This window comes from Nocardia nova NBRC 15556 (assembly GCF_001613005.1).
Taxonomy (GTDB): domain Bacteria; phylum Actinomycetota; class Actinomycetes; order Mycobacteriales; family Mycobacteriaceae; genus Nocardia; species Nocardia nova.
Genome location: NZ_BDBN01000081.1, coordinates 1 through 14,113 on the forward strand (window position 1 = coordinate 1; position 14,113 = coordinate 14,113).

Annotated in this window: 13 protein-coding genes; 10 read left to right on the plus strand and 3 right to left on the minus strand. The window is 67.8% G+C overall.

Annotated features, from left to right (window positions below; genetic code table 11):
- The 3 genes from NN2_RS27600 to NN2_RS27610 all read left to right on the plus strand — a co-directional run.
- Window positions 1-1,151 (plus strand): acyl-CoA dehydrogenase family protein (locus NN2_RS27600; RefSeq protein WP_063017239.1); only part of this gene is annotated, 1,151 nt, incomplete at its 5' end.
- Complete coding sequence (locus tag NN2_RS27605) at window positions 1,148-2,632, plus strand: long-chain-fatty-acid--CoA ligase (RefSeq protein WP_063017241.1); 1,485 nt, start codon at window positions 1,148-1,150, stop codon at window positions 2,630-2,632. The genes NN2_RS27600 and NN2_RS27605, both read left to right, overlap by 4 nt.
- Before the next feature lie 41 nt (window positions 2,633-2,673).
- Complete coding sequence (locus tag NN2_RS27610) at window positions 2,674-3,126, plus strand: MaoC family dehydratase (RefSeq protein WP_063017243.1); 453 nt, start codon at window positions 2,674-2,676, stop codon at window positions 3,124-3,126.
- 24 nt (window positions 3,127-3,150) lie between these two features.
- Here NN2_RS27610 and trpD read toward each other — a convergent pair whose 3' ends face one another.
- Both trpD and NN2_RS27620 read right to left on the minus strand, forming a co-directional pair.
- On the minus strand, window positions 3,151-4,203 hold the full coding sequence (gene trpD, locus NN2_RS27615; protein WP_063017245.1) for an anthranilate phosphoribosyltransferase: 1,053 nt from the start codon (window positions 4,201-4,203) through the stop codon (window positions 3,151-3,153).
- A 150-nt stretch (window positions 4,204-4,353) separates the two neighbouring features.
- Window positions 4,354-4,791: a hypothetical protein gene (locus NN2_RS27620; RefSeq protein WP_063017248.1), complete on the minus strand. Its 438-nt coding sequence runs from the start codon at window positions 4,789-4,791 to the stop codon at window positions 4,354-4,356.
- Between the two features lie 209 nt (window positions 4,792-5,000).
- On the opposite strand from NN2_RS27620, the gene ctaE reads away from it, so the two are divergent.
- From ctaE to NN2_RS27645, 5 genes are all read left to right on the plus strand, one after another.
- Entirely contained in the window at window positions 5,001-5,612 is a 612-nt protein-coding gene (gene ctaE / locus NN2_RS27625; RefSeq protein WP_082857314.1) for an aa3-type cytochrome oxidase subunit III, read from the plus strand.
- 81 nt (window positions 5,613-5,693) lie between these two features.
- Window positions 5,694-6,572 carry a cytochrome bc1 complex diheme cytochrome c subunit gene (gene qcrC, locus NN2_RS27630; protein ID WP_063017250.1) on the plus strand — a complete coding sequence of 293 codons (879 nt, stop codon included), beginning with the start codon at window positions 5,694-5,696 and terminating at the stop codon, window positions 6,570-6,572.
- A complete protein-coding gene (qcrA, locus tag NN2_RS27635) occupies window positions 6,569-7,741 on the plus strand; it encodes a cytochrome bc1 complex Rieske iron-sulfur subunit (RefSeq protein WP_082857319.1) in 1,173 nt (390 codons plus the stop codon). Before qcrC ends, qcrA begins: the two co-directional genes overlap by 4 nt.
- Window positions 7,738-9,366: a cytochrome bc1 complex cytochrome b subunit gene (gene qcrB, locus NN2_RS27640; protein WP_063017252.1), complete on the plus strand. Its 1,629-nt coding sequence runs from the start codon at window positions 7,738-7,740 to the stop codon at window positions 9,364-9,366. Before qcrA ends, qcrB begins: the two co-directional genes overlap by 4 nt.
- A 157-nt stretch (window positions 9,367-9,523) precedes the next feature.
- On the plus strand, window positions 9,524-9,799 hold the full coding sequence (locus tag NN2_RS27645; protein WP_036500227.1) for an Lrp/AsnC family transcriptional regulator: 276 nt from the start codon (window positions 9,524-9,526) through the stop codon (window positions 9,797-9,799).
- A gap of 46 nt (window positions 9,800-9,845) precedes the next feature.
- Here NN2_RS27645 and NN2_RS27650 read toward each other — a convergent pair whose 3' ends face one another.
- Window positions 9,846-11,681 (minus strand): DEDD exonuclease domain-containing protein, encoded by a 1,836-nt coding sequence (locus NN2_RS27650; RefSeq protein WP_082857315.1) that lies wholly within the window; start codon window positions 11,679-11,681, stop codon window positions 9,846-9,848.
- A 551-nt stretch (window positions 11,682-12,232) separates the two neighbouring features.
- Here NN2_RS27650 and NN2_RS27655 point away from each other — a divergent pair.
- Entirely contained in the window at window positions 12,233-12,826 is a 594-nt protein-coding gene (locus tag NN2_RS27655) for a C40 family peptidase (RefSeq protein WP_063017254.1), read from the plus strand.
- Window positions 12,827-13,000: 174 nt separating this feature from the next.
- The gene (locus NN2_RS27660) at window positions 13,001-14,098 is read left to right on the plus strand and encodes an NlpC/P60 family protein (RefSeq protein ID WP_030514750.1); all 1,098 of its coding nucleotides are present in this window, start codon (window positions 13,001-13,003) and stop codon (window positions 14,096-14,098) included.
- The last annotated feature ends 15 nt before the right edge of the window (window positions 14,099-14,113 follow it).

A 14,113-nucleotide genomic window follows, 5' to 3' on the forward strand; every position in this document is an offset into this window, starting at 1 on the left:
GAACCAGCTTTACCGAGGACCACGACACCTTCCGCGGCACGGTCCGCAAATTCGTCGAGACCGAAGTGGTCCCGGTCTACGACACGTGGCTGGAGGCGGGCATCGTGCCCCGCGATTTCTATTACAAACTCGCCGAATTGGGCGTCTTCGGCATCGAGGTGCCCGAGGAATACGGCGGCGCCGGCATCGACTCGTTCAAATTCCAGACCATCCTCATGGAGGAGACGGCACGCGCTGGTGTGTCGTTCGGCGGATCCAGCGTGCACGTCGGACTGTGCCTGCCGTATCTGAAGAAGCTCGCCACCGAGGAACAGAAACAGCGCTGGCTGCCCGGATTCGCCGCCGGCGAGATCATGTTCGCCATCGCCATGACCGAACCCGGCACCGGGTCGGATCTGGCCGGAATGCGGACCACCGCCAAGCTTTCCGAGGACGGCACGCACTACGTGCTCAACGGCGCCAAGACCTTCATCACCGGTGGCGTGAACGCCGACCGGGTGATCGTCTGCGCCCGCACCGCGCCGCCCCGCGAGGACGACCGCCGCTTCGGCATCTCGCTGCTCGTGGTCGACACGAAGTCACCGGGCTACACGATCGGCCGCAAACTCGACAAGCTGGGGCTGCGGGCCTCCGATACCGCCGAGCTGAACTTCACCGATGTCCGGGTGCCGGTCGAGGATCTGCTGGGCGAGGAGAACAAGGGCTTCTCCTACCTGGGCCAGAATCTGCCCCAGGAGCGGCTCTCCATCGCCGCCGGCGCCTACGCCCAGGCGGCGGCCGCGGTGCGGTTCGCGCAGGAGTACACCCAGCAGCGCAACGTCTTCGGCAAACCCGTCGCCTCGTTCCAGAACACCAAATTCGAGCTCGCCGCCTGCAAGGCCGAGGTCGACGCGGCCGAGGCCGTGGTGGACCGGGCTCTCGAGGCCCTCGACGCCGGTGAACTCAGTGCGGCCGACGCCGCCTCGGCGAAGCTGTTCTGCACCGAGGTCGCCGCGCGCGTCATCGACCGCTGCCTGCAACTGCACGGCGGCTACGGCTTCATCAACGAATATCCGATCGCCCGGCTCTATGCCGACAATCGGGTCAATCGCATCTACGGCGGGACGAACGAGGTCATGAAGATGATCATCGCCAAGGATATGGGGCTGTGAACGCGACGCTGTCGCTGGCGAGCATCCTCGCCGAACCGGCGCGGCGCCGGCCCGGGCACGTGGCGCTCATCGAGGTCGAGCGCCGGCTCACCTTCGCCGAATTGTGGCGTGCGGCAAGGGAACAGGCCGGCGCGTTGATCGAGCGTGGTATCCGGCCGGGGGATCGGGTCGCGCTGATGTGCCCGAATACGGCCGACTTTCCCCGGGCCTACTACGCGATCCTCGCGGCAGGGGCGACGGTGGTGCCGGTGCATCTGCTGCTCACCGCCGACGAGGCCGAATTCGTCCTGCGCGACAGCGGGGCGACGCTGCTGATCTGCCATCCGCAGGTGGAATCGGTCGGTGCGGAGGCGGCCCGCCGGGTCGGCATCGCCAGCGTGCGACCGGACGGCCTGACGGGCGAGGCGATCGCGCTGTTCGTTCCGCGCTCGCCGCTGGATACCGCCGTGGTGTTCTACACCAGCGGGACCACCGGCCGGCCCAAGGGGGCGGAGCTGAGCCATCTCAATATGGTCATGTGCGCCACCGTGAACGCCTTCGACGCCAACGATGTGCACCGCGACGATGTGGCCCTCGGCGCGCTGCCGCTGTTCCACGTATTCGGGCAGACGGTTTCGATGAACTCCACCTGGCGGGTCGGCGCGACCCTCGTGCTGATGCCGAGATTCACCGCGCCCGAGGCGATTCGGCTCATGGTGACCGAACGCGTGAACACCTTCCACGGCGTCCCGACGATGTATCACGGCCTGATCGAGGCGGCCGCCGGCGCCGCCGAACTCCCCGCACTGCGGCTGTGCATCTCCGGGGGCGCGGCACTGCCGCTGCCGGTGCTGGAACGGTTCGAGGAGGTGTTCGACGCGCGGATCCTCGAGGGGTACGGGCTCTCGGAGACCTCACCGACCGCGGCGGTGAACCAGCCGGTCTTCGGACCGCGCGCCGGCACCGTCGGACATCCGGTGTGGGGCGTGGACGTGGAGATCGCCGATCCCGGCGTCACCGATCGCATCGAGTTGCTGCCGACCGGCAGCGTCGGAGAGGTGGTGGTGCGCGGGCACAACGTGTTCAGCGGCTATACCGGCAATCCGGAGGCGAGCGCGCGGGCCGTGGTCGACGGCTGGTTCCGCACCGGCGACCTGGGCGTGCGCGACGAACAGGGATATCTGCGGATCGTCGACCGGATCAAGGAGATGATCATCCGCGGCGGATTCAACGTCTATCCCACCGAAGTGGAGGAGGCGCTGCTGCGGCATCCGAGGATCGCGCAGGTGGCGGTGATCGGAGTGCCGGACGAGAACTACGGCGAGGAGATCGTGGCGGTCGTCGTGCCGGCCGGTGAGCTCAGCGCCGAGGAAGTCGTCGCCTACGGCCGCGAGCATGTGGCACGGTACAAATACCCGCGGCGCGTGGAGTTCGTCTCCGAGTTGCCGCTCGGGCCGACGCACAAGGTGCTCAAACGCGAACTGAAACAACGTTTCATGTGAGCTGCCGGCGCAACGCCCCGGCAGCACGGAAGGGACCGGACATGACCGATTTCGCCGATCTGGACGCGCTCGCCGCGGCCGTGGGCACCGAACTCGGTGTCAGCGACTGGTTGCAGGTCGACCAGGACCGCATCGATACCTTCGCCGACGCCACCGGCGACCACCAGTGGATCCACGTCGACGCCGAGAAGGCCGCGCAGGGCCCCTACGGACACACCATCGCGCACGGATTCCTCACCCTGTCGCTGCTGGTGCCGCTGAGCAACCAGGCGACCACGGTGGGCGGCATCACGATGGGAATCAACTACGGGCTCAACAAGGTTCGCTTCATCACGCCGGTGCCGTCGGGCGGCCGCATCCGCGCCCGCGTCCACCTGGACTCGGTCTCCGAGATCCCCGGCGGCATCCAGGCGGTGCGGACCGTCACCATCGAACTGGACGGGGCGGACAAGCCCGCGTGCGTCGCGGAAAGCATCGTGCGCTACCTGAAGTGACAGCCCGGGGACTGTTCCCCGGTTTCAGTCCCCGAGCTCGTTGCTCACCTTCACCCAGCGGTCGAGCAATTGGGTGGCCGCTCCGGTGTCGACCGAGGCCGCCGCCCGCTCCAGCGCCGGGCGCAGCAGCTCGTGGATGTCGGTGCGGGCGGTCTCGGGGGTCAGCTCGAAGGCGACGATCGCGGCGGCGGAGTTGAGCAGGACCGCGTCGCGGACGGGCCCCGGGGCGCCGTTGAACATGTCGCGGGCGATCGCGGCGTTGACGGTCGCATCGCCGCCGCGCAGTGCCGCCGGATCCACGCGGGGGATGCCTAGGAGCGTCGGATCGATGACGGTCTCGTACTTCTCACCCGCGGCGACGACCCACACATCGGTGGTATCGGCGGTGGTGATCTCGTCGAGGCCGTCGTTTCCGCGCACCACCAGCGCATTGGCGCCGCGTTCGGCGAACGCCCCGGCGATCACGGGGACGAGCTCGGCGAAGGCGCATCCGATCAGTCCCGCGCTCGGCTGCGCCGGATTGGTCAGCGGGCCGAGCACGTTGAAGACCGTCGGAATGCCGATCTCCTTGCGCGCCGGACCGGCGAACCGCAGCGCCGGATGAAACAGCGGGGCGAAGCAGAAGCCGATGCCCACCTCGCGCACACACTGGGCCACCGACTCCGGGCTCAACGCGATCCGCACGCCCAGCGCCTCGAGCACGTCCGCGCCGCCGCTCTTCGACGACGCGGCCCGATTACCGTGCTTGACCACCGGAATGCCCGCCGCGGACACCACGATCGAGGACATCGTGGAGATATTGACCGTGCCGGAGCGGTCGCCGCCGGTGCCGACGATGTCGACCGCGCCCATATCGAGCGACACCCGCCGGGCATGGCTCAACATGCCGGTCGCCAGGCCGGACAGCTCGATCGCGGTGGGGCCCTTCATCTTGATGGCCACGCCGAAGGCCGCGATCTGCGCCTGGGTGGCGTTGTCGGAGAAGATCTCGTCGATCGCCCACGCCGCCTCCTCCGCGGTCAGATCGACCCCGTCGGTCAGGGCACCGAGAATCTCGGGCCAGCTGCGCGCGCTCATCACATCTCCCGTTCGCGATCGGACACCCGCACCGCTCGTCCGCGCGGGCGTGGGGGCCGTCGGATCGTCGTCGGCCGCCCGGCTAGCAGCCTAATCGGCGGAGGCAATTTCTTTGTTCTCGGCGTTACGGAAGAAGATTGCGGAAGAAGATTACGGAGATCCCGGCTCGATTCCGCTCGGCTGTAGTGCGTCCCAGCCCACCGCCGTGCCCTCGTGCCGCTGCGCCAATCCGGCCATCCGCGACCGTTCTTGCGAGCAGTGCAGCGCGTCCAGGATCTGCACCCGCTGTAATACCAATTCGATATGACTGCCGGTCGGATCGGAAGCCTCGGACGTCGCGGCGGGGGAGTAGCCGTCCTGGGCGGCGATGTCGACGACCTCGTCCCGGGCGGTGGCCGGGATGCGCAGATGATGGCGTAGCAGGGCCTGCTCCTCGGCGCGCCATCCGCTCGCCCGCGCGAGCGCGCTCGAGCAGGCTTCGGCATCGTCGAAACTGGACACCACGACCATCAGATCCGTTCGCGCCGGATCCAATTCCGTCGCCGCACCCCGGCCCGACAGCCGCTGCCACACCGATCGAATTCCCATGCCACCCGCCTTCCTCCGCGCGTCGACGCAGCATCGCATACTCGGGATTTCCGCTGGTCACCGTGGTCGCATCGACGCTCGACCTGCGGGTTCACCGGACACGCCGAACCGGGCTCCAGACCCGCACGCGCGCTGATGATTCCGAGCCCGACACCCCGAATTCGCACCCGGCTACGCCTGTCGTACTACGACGAGTCATACTTACCGGCGTGACGACCGCAGTAGGGACCCCAGGATCGGCCATTACTCAGCGTGTGCATTCGCTGAACCGGCCCAACATGGTCAGCGTCGGAACCATCATCTGGCTGTCGAGCGAGCTGATGTTCTTCGCCGGCCTCTTCGCCATGTACTTCGTCGCTCGTGCCCAGGCTCATGGCAACTGGCCGCCGGAACCGACCGAGCTGAACCTCAAGCTCGCCGTGCCGGTCACGGCCGTGCTGATCGCCTCCTCGTTCACCTGCCAGATGGGTGTGTTCTCGGCCGAGCGCGGCGATGTCTTCGGCCTGCGCCGCTGGTACCTGCTCACCTTCTTCATGGGCGCGTTCTTCGTGGCCGGTCAGGGCACCGAGTACCACGCGCTCTACCAAGAGGGCACCACCATCTCGAGCAGCATCTACGGCTCGGTGTTCTTCATCACCACCGGCTTCCACGGTCTGCACGTCATCGGCGGTCTCATCGCGTTCATCTTCCTGCTGATTCGCACCAAGGTCAGTAAGTTCACGCCGGCGCAGGCCACCGCGGCCATCGTCGTCTCCTACTACTGGCACTTCGTCGACATCGTCTGGATCGGGCTGTTCGCCACGATCTACTTCGTCCGCTAGCCGGGCGGCGGCCGTCACGCGCGGTCCGCGACAAATACACACTTTGCACAAGTCGGTTCCGTCTACTCCAAAGGGACACAGATGAGTTCATCGCCCCCGTCAGCGCCAGATCCCACGAGCGGGATCGGCAGCGCTGAGAACAACCAGGCCATCAAGACCCGCAAGCAGCGCCGGATGCGCCGCAAGCTCGCCGGCGGTCTGGTTCTTCTGATGGGCCTCGTCGGAGCCGGCTTCGCGGCATCGGCGCTCACCCCGCACGCACAGGTCGCGACGGCCAACGAGGATCAGTCGGCGCTGATCCGCGAGGGTAAGCAGATCTACGAGACCTCCTGCATCACCTGTCACGGCGCCAACCTGCAGGGTGTTCAGGACCGCGGCCCCAGCCTGATCGGTGTCGGCGAGGCGGCGGTCTACTTCCAGGTGTCCACCGGTCGCATGCCCGCCGCGGGTAACGGCGCGCAGATCCAGCGCAAGCCCCCGAAGTTCGACGCCCGCCAGACCGACGCGCTGGGCGCGTACGTGGCGGCCAACGGCGGCGGCCCGACCGTGGTTCGCGACCCGAACGGCGAGATCGCGCAGGATTCCCTCATCAAGGGAGCCGACCTGGGACGCGGTGGCGAGTTGTTCCGCCTCAACTGCGCGTCCTGCCACAACTTCACCGGTAAGGGCGGTGCGCTGTCCTCCGGCAAGTTCGCGCCGCCGCTGGAGCCGGCCAACGCGCAGCAGATCTACACCGCGATGCTCACCGGCCCGCAGAACATGCCGAAATTCTCCGACCGGCAGCTGTCTCCGGAGGAGAAGCGTGACATCGTGGCCTATGTGAAGGACCGCACCGAGACCAAGCCGGAGGCCGGATACGGCCTGGGCGGTTTCGGTCCCGCGACCGAGGCCATCGCCATCTGGGTCGCCGGCATCATCGTGCTGGTCGGCGCCGCGATGTGGATCGGATCGCGATCATGAGCGAACAGGAGCGAAACGAGATGAGCCGGCCTGAGGATGGCGGCGGTAAGGGCGTGAACCTGAACCCCACCGAGGAGCAGCTCGACGCGATGTCGACCGCCGAGCTGGTCGAACTCGGTACCGCGCGCGACGGCGTCGACGTCGTCTACCGCGCTCCGCGCTGGCCGGTTCCGGGCACACGCGCGGAGAAGCGCGCCGAGCGGCACGTGACGTTCTGGTTCGCCATCTCCGCCCTCGCGGCGGCCGGGCTGATCGGCGTCTTCCTGTTCTGGCCCTGGGAGTACAAGGGCCGCAACGAGGACGGCAACGGCCTGTACTCGCTGGCCACGCCGCTCTACGGCCTGCTGCTGGGTATCGCGGTGCTGGCCATCGGTGTCGCCGCCGTCATCATCCGCAAGAAGTTCGTCCCGAACGAGATCTCCATCCAGACCCGCCACGACGGTCCCTCCGACGAGGTCGACCGGCGCACCCTGGGCGCGCAGCTGTCGGACGCGCTGGAGACCTCGACGCTGGGACGTCGCAAGATGATCACCCGTACCGCTGGACTGGGCGTGGGTGTGCTGGGTATCGGCGCACTGTTCCTGTTCGTCGGCGGCATGATCAAGAACCCGTGGGCCAAGGGCATGAAGTCCCCGCTGTGGGTGTCGGGCTGGACTCCGGACTTCCCGGGCCAGACGATCTACCTGCGCAAGGACACCGGCCGGCCCGAGGACATCGTGCTGGTGCGGCCGGAGGACCTCGACGCCGGCGCCATGGAGACCGTGTTCCCGTGGAAAGAGGAGTGGCGCGGCAACGAGGAGGAGACCCTCCAGTCGCTGCGTGGCATCCGTAACGCGGTCATGTTGATCCGCCTGCGCCCGGAGGACGGGCAGAAGGCGATCAAGCGCAGGGGCCAGGAGAGCTTCAACTTCGGTGACTACTGGGCGTACTCGAAGATCTGCACTCACCTGGGCTGCCCGACCTCGCTGTTCGAGCAGCAGACCAACCGGATCCTGTGCCCGTGCCATCAGTCGCAGTTCTCGGCGACCGAGTGGGGTAAGCCGATCTTCGGTCCCGCCGCCCGCGCGCTGCCGCAGCTGCCCATCACCGTCAACACCGACGGCTACCTGGTCGCCAACGGCGACTTCATCGAGCCGCTCGGTCCGGCCTTCTGGGAGCGTCGATCATGAGCCCTTCGAAAGTGGTCGCACAGGCCAACGAGATGGACGAGCGGTATCGTGCCGCGGCGTTCGTGAAACGGTCGATCAACAAGGTCTTCCCGACCCACTGGTCGTTCCTGTTGGGTGAGATCGCGCTCTACGCCTTCATCATCCTGATCCTGTCGGGTATCTACCTGACGCTGTTCTTCGATCCGTCGATGAGCGAGGTCGTCTACCACGGCGCCTACCAGCCGCTGCGCGGCGTCACCATGTCGCGGGCGTACGAGACGGCGCTGAACATCTCCTTCGAGGTGCGCGGCGGTCTGTTCGTCCGCCAGGTGCACCACTGGGCGGCGCTGCTGTTCGCGTGCTCGATCATCATCCACCTGTTCCGCATCTTCTTCACCGGCGCGTTCCGCAAGCCGCGTGAGGCGAACTGGGTGATCGGCTCGCTGCTGCTGATCCTGGCGATGTTCGAGGGCTTCTTCGGTTACTCGCTGCCCGACGACCTGCTGTCGGGTACCGGTCTGCGGGCCGCCTTCGGTGGTATCACCATGGGTATTCCGCTGGTCGGCACCTGGATGCACTGGCTGATCTTCGGCGGTGACTTCCCGGGCACGATCATCATCCCGCGTCTGTACATCGCGCACGTGCTGCTCTTCCCGGGCATCATGCTGGCGCTGATCGCGGCGCACGTGGCGATCGTCTGGTACCAGAAGCACACCCAGTTCCCCGGACCGGGCCGCACCGAGAACAACGTGGTCGGTGCCCGCATCGTGCCGGTGTTCGCCGCCGACCAGGGCGCGTTCTTCATGTTCACCCTCGGCGTGCTCGCCGTCATGGGTGGTGTGCTGCAGATCAACCCGATCTGGAACCTGGGTCCCTACAACCCGTCACAGGTCTCGGCCGGTTCGCAGCCCGACTTCTACATGATGTGGACCGACGGTATGGCCCGTCTGATGCCGCCGTGGGAGCTGTATCTGGGCCGCTACACCGTTCCGGCTCCGTTCTGGGTCGCGTTGATCATGGGTCTGGTGTTCGCGGTGCTGATCGCCTACCCGTGGATCGAGAAGCGCCTCACCGGCGACACGGTGCACCACAACATCCTGCAGCGTCCGCGTGACGTGCCGGTGCGCACCGCGATCGGCGCCATGGCCATCGCCTTCTACCTGGTGCTGACCCTGGCCTGTGTCAACGACATCATCGCGCTGAAGTTCGACGTGTCGCTGAACGCGACGACCTGGTTCTTCCGCATCGCCCTGCTCCTCGCGCCGCCGATCGCCTACTTCCTGGCGTACCGGTTGTGCCTGGGCCTGCAGCGCGCCGACCGCACGGTCCTCGAGCACGGCATCGAGACCGGTGTGATCAAGCGCCTGCCGCACGGTGAGTACATCGAGGTGCACCAGCCGCTGGGCCCGGTCGACGCCCACGGCCACCCGATTCCGCTGGAGTACCAGGGCGCGCCGGTGCCGAAGAAGATGAACAAGCTGGGCTGGGCCGGCAAGCCGGGTTCGGGTTCGTTCCTGCGGGCCGATCCGCCCGCCGAGGCCGAGGCACTCACCGCGAGCGAGCACGAGGCCGAGCACAAGCAGCTGGAGGTCCTGGCCACCTACCAGGAGCAGACCAGCGGCAGCGGCGGCAAGCACAGCCACTGAGTTCGCTGTTTCGGAGCCCCGAGTCGATCATTCGGCTCGGGGCTCCGTCGTATGTGCGGCCGTGTCATGTGCGGCTGGTGTCGTGTGGCGACCGCGTTCCTGCGGCGATACGGCCACGGTGCGGGCTCGTCGGCGGCGCGCAATTAGACTCGCGCTCATGATTACCGCGATCGTTCTGATCCACGCCGAGGCGGCCCGGATTCCCGAAACCGCGCAGGCACTGGCCGATCTCGACGGCGTCGCCGAGGTCTACTCGTGCGCGGGAGACGTCGATTTGATCGCGGTGGTGCGGGTGCGCGATCACGAACAGATCGCCGAGGTGGTGACCGGCCGGGTGAACAAGACCGCCGGAGTCTTGCGCACGACGACGCATATCGCCTTCAAGTCGTATTCGAGTGCGGATGTGGAGGCGGGGTTCTCGCTGGGGGAGTGAGTGCCGCGCTCGCGCCTGGTGTCCGGTGAAAACCGGCCGTGAGTAACTACGCGCTGGTACGCGTGAGGTATTCGCTCGCAGCCGATTCCACGCGGGTGGCCGCCTCGGCACGTTCGACCCAGGCGAGCCAGGGACCCGCGCCCAGCCGCGGTTCCCGGTAGCCGTCGCTGGTGCGGACGATGCGGGTCCCGGGTTGGTCGAGCCAGCGGGCGATCACGCCGGTCTCCTCGGGTGGGGCGCCGCGCAGCGGCGGGTGGTCGGGATCGTGCACATCATCCGTGTCGGTGGGGATGCGCGGCTCCGCTGACGGGTTTGCTGTGATCGTGGTCGGGCGGACCGTCTCGGCGGCGGCGACCAGGCTCTCGACCACCGGCATCGGCGGGATACCGCGCGCGGCGGTTCCGGCGGCGGCGAGACGGCCGTAGCGGATCACCGCGAATTCCCAGCCGCCGCTGCCGTCGGGGCGGGCCGCGATCAGCTCGGCGATCCGGGCGAGGGCGGCCAGGCGCTGAGTGCGCCGTAGCGCCCGCACCACGGCGCAGGTGCGATCACGCAGCCGCGCGGCGGCCTCGAAATGCTCTGCGGCGACGTACTCGTCGATGCGGGCGGCGATCGCGCGCAAGGGTGCGTCGTCGCGTCCGGTGAACAGATCCCGCACCGCCCGCGGGGCCGCCGCGTACTGTGCGGCCGGCACCCGCTCGCCGAAGATCGCCGCCGGGCACCCGCCCACGGCCTCGGGCGGACAGTCGCCGCCGTGCACCCCGCCGCGGGGGATGCGTGTCGTGCAGGTCCGCAGTCCGCTGTATTCCGCGAGGGTTGCCGCGACCTCGGTGGCGTCGGTGCGGGAATGGAAGGGCCCCAGAGCATCTGCGGTGGGGGTGCGACTCACCGCGAATCGGGGGAAGGGCTCGTCGGTCATCGTCAGCCACCAGGCGCGCTTGGGGAATTTCGAGCGCCGGTTGTAGGGCGGGGTGTGCGCTACCAGCAGGCGCAGCTCGCGCACTCCCGCTTCCAGTCCGTGCGCGCAGCGGACGTGATCGACGCGAGTGGCGAGCATGACCATTTCCCGCATGCGGGTGCGGGTTTCGGAGCCGGTGAAGTAATTGCGCACGCGCCGGCGCAGATTCACCGCCGTCCCTATATAGAGGACCTCCTCCGAGGGTCCCCGGAACAGATACACCCCCGGTGCGGCGGGCAGATCGGCGGCGAGGATGCGCTTGGAGCGCTGGCGGCGCGTGACCTCGGGCAGATAGTCCATCAATTCGGGCAGGGTCTGGACCCCGAGATTGCCCACCCGTTCGAACAGCGCGTGCAGGACGTCGACGGTGGCGCGCGCGTCGTCGAGGGCGCGGTGGGTGGGCCGGGTGGAGGCGCCGAGGAGCTGAGCCAGCGCCGAGAGCCGCACCGTCGGCGCCTCGTCCCGATCGAGAATGCGCCGCGCCAGCTGAACCGTGCACAGCACCTGGAAGGCCGGCCATGCGGTCTCGCAGCGCTGGGCCGCCGCCTTCAGGAAGGACATGTCGAAGCGCGCGTTGTGGGCGACGAGCACTGCGCCCGACGCGAATTCGAGAAATCCGGGGAGCACGGCCTCGATTCGCGGGGCCTCCAGGACCATCGCAGTGGTGATGCCGGTGACCTGCACGATCTGCGGCGGAATCGCGCAGCCGGGATCGACCAGCGTCGCGAATTCGCCGAGTACTTCGCCGGCGCGCACCTTCACCGCACCTATTTCGGTAATGGCGTCCCCGTCGGGCCGGGTCCCGGTGGTCTCGAGGTCCACCACGACGAAGGTGACGTCTCGCAGTGCGATCTCGGGCTCGTCACCGCCGTGACCGGGAAGTTCGAGGGCCAGCTGGGCCGGTCGCGGGACGGGGGAGGGCACGGCGAGCAGCGTAGGCGCAGGGTCCGACAGGATCGTTCCGGATGTCGGCGGGCAGCCGGGCCGGCGCGAGATTTGCGCCCTGCGAGGTTCGGATTGCACGAGTATGCCGAAAAGTGATCAGGGTCACGGTAATTCGGTATAGCTATGAATTAGCGACAAACGGGCGATGTCTGCGACGGCAATGGCGAAGCCGGGCTTGACTGCGCGGTGCCGGCCCTCAAACGTGCGGACTGTTCGGTTGGTTTCCGGCCGACATGCTCTCGGTTACTTGCGGTTTCCCGCTCGGAGCGCCTCTCGGCTCCGGTGGTGGCTCGTCTGATCTCGGGGCGGGACGCACCTGGGTAAACACATCTGGCGATAGCTGTCGTTATCGTTTCGTGATCATTGTGAGCTATCTCGCATGCTGTCGAGCGGGGGTCTTTACCTGAACCCGAGACGACGCGTCCGGGCTTTACAACGCGCCGTTATGCCCTCGTAATCTTTTCGAGACCTCACGGAGTCCGACGCACCACCGGGTGCGGCGTCGTGGGGCAGATGAGGAGTACCGCATCATGGCGATCAAGCGACAGGTTCAGGGGCTGCCTCGTACCGCCCGCCGGGCCGTTGCGGCCGGAGCCGTTGGCGCAGCAACCCTCAGCGCTCTGCTGCTCCCGGCGACCACCGCCGCGGCCGCGCCGGTCACCGTACCGGGCGTCGGCACCTTCGATGTTCCCGATCAGGTCCTCGGCGCCGTTCCGCAGGGCGCCGTCCCGCCGGGCATTCAGATTCCGGGGATCGCGCCCGCGCCGTTCGCGCCGCAGCAGACCGTCGGTCAGCGCGCGGCCGATGCCGCCCTGTCCAAGGTCGGCGCCCCCTACTCGTACGGTGCCGCCGGCCCGAACGCCTTCGACTGCTCGGGCCTGGTGAAGTGGTCCTACGAGCAGGCCGGGCGCGAACTGCCGCGCACGAGCTACGAACAGCTCGAGGAGGGCGCCCCCGTCTCGCTGGATGCGCTGCAGCCCGGTGACGTGGTGTCCTTCTACGGCGGCAGCCACTCCGCGCTCTATGTCGGCGACGGCAACGTGGTGCACGCCTCGACCGCCGGTGAGCCGGTGAAGGTCGCCCCGATCTCCTCGATGCCGGTCGCGGGCGCTCGCCGCTACTGATTCGACCCGCCCGGATCGGCGCATTCCGCACAGTTCGGACCGCCGATCCGGGCATTCGGGCTATACGGCGTGATCGTTTCGTGCCCTGCTGGACATGGACGGTCGCCGTTCCGTAACCTTATCGAGACCTTCGTGGTTTCCAGCTCGGGACGAGAGAACGGGGCACGGCAGGCCGTGACAGCGCACAAGGGCAACGCGCAACGCAACAACAGAACCAGACGCCTGGTCGGCGGCTCACTGGCAGTGGGCGCGCTCGTGTTCGGAGCGTCTTCCGGTGGTTTGGCGACGGCCGATCCGGCTCCGGCGGAACAACCGGCCACTGCCGGTGACGCGGTGCAGCGGCTCATCGAGTTGTCGCATCAGTCCGAGCAGCTCAACCAGCAGGCGCTGGCCGCGCAGGGCGATCTGGAAGCCAAACAGGGCGTGGCCCGCGACGCCGATGCCAAACTCGCGACCGCGACCCAGGCCCTCGATGCCGCCAAGGCCGAGGTGCGCAAATATCAACCGGCCGTGGACCGGACCGCGATCGCCGCCTATCAGGGCGCCCGGACCAACCGGCTGTTCTCGGTGCTGGTCTCCGATTCCCCGCAGCAGTTGCTCGACCAGATGTCGACGCTGGATGTGCTGTCCACGCAGACCGCCGATCAGCTGACGCAATTCTCCAAGGCCACCGATTCGGCCACCGCCGCTGAAACCGCCGCCAAATCCGCCTCCGACGCCGCGCAGGCCGCCGCGCAGAAGGCCGACCAGGTGCGCGCGGACCTCGAACACAAGCGCGCCGATCTGCAGGGCGCGATGGCTCAGGTCATCCAGGCCTGGGGTGCGCTCTCGGCCGGGGAGAAATCCACCCTCGCCGGATCGCTGTTCCCGCCCGGTTTCGACCGCGACACCCTGCTGCGCGGCCTGGTCCCGGGCAGCGGTACCAGCGCGCTGGCCGCGGGATTGACCCGCGTCGGCGACCCGTACGTCTGGGGTGCGACCGGCCCCGATCAGTTCGACTGCTCCGGCCTGGTGCAGTGGGCTTTCCATCACGTGGGTATCGATCTGCCGCGTACCAGCCAGGCGCAGGCCACCGTCGGCACGCCGGTGTCGCGGGACTCGTTGCAGCCCGGCGACGTGGTGTTCTTCTATTCGGACGCCTCGCACGTCGGCATCTACGCCGGAAATGGCATGATCCTGCACGCCTCCACTTTCGGTGTGCCGGTCGCGGTGGCGCCGATGGGCAACACCCCCTTCCATTCCGCGCGCCGATACTGGATCGGAATGCCGTAAACACTGCGAGAATCT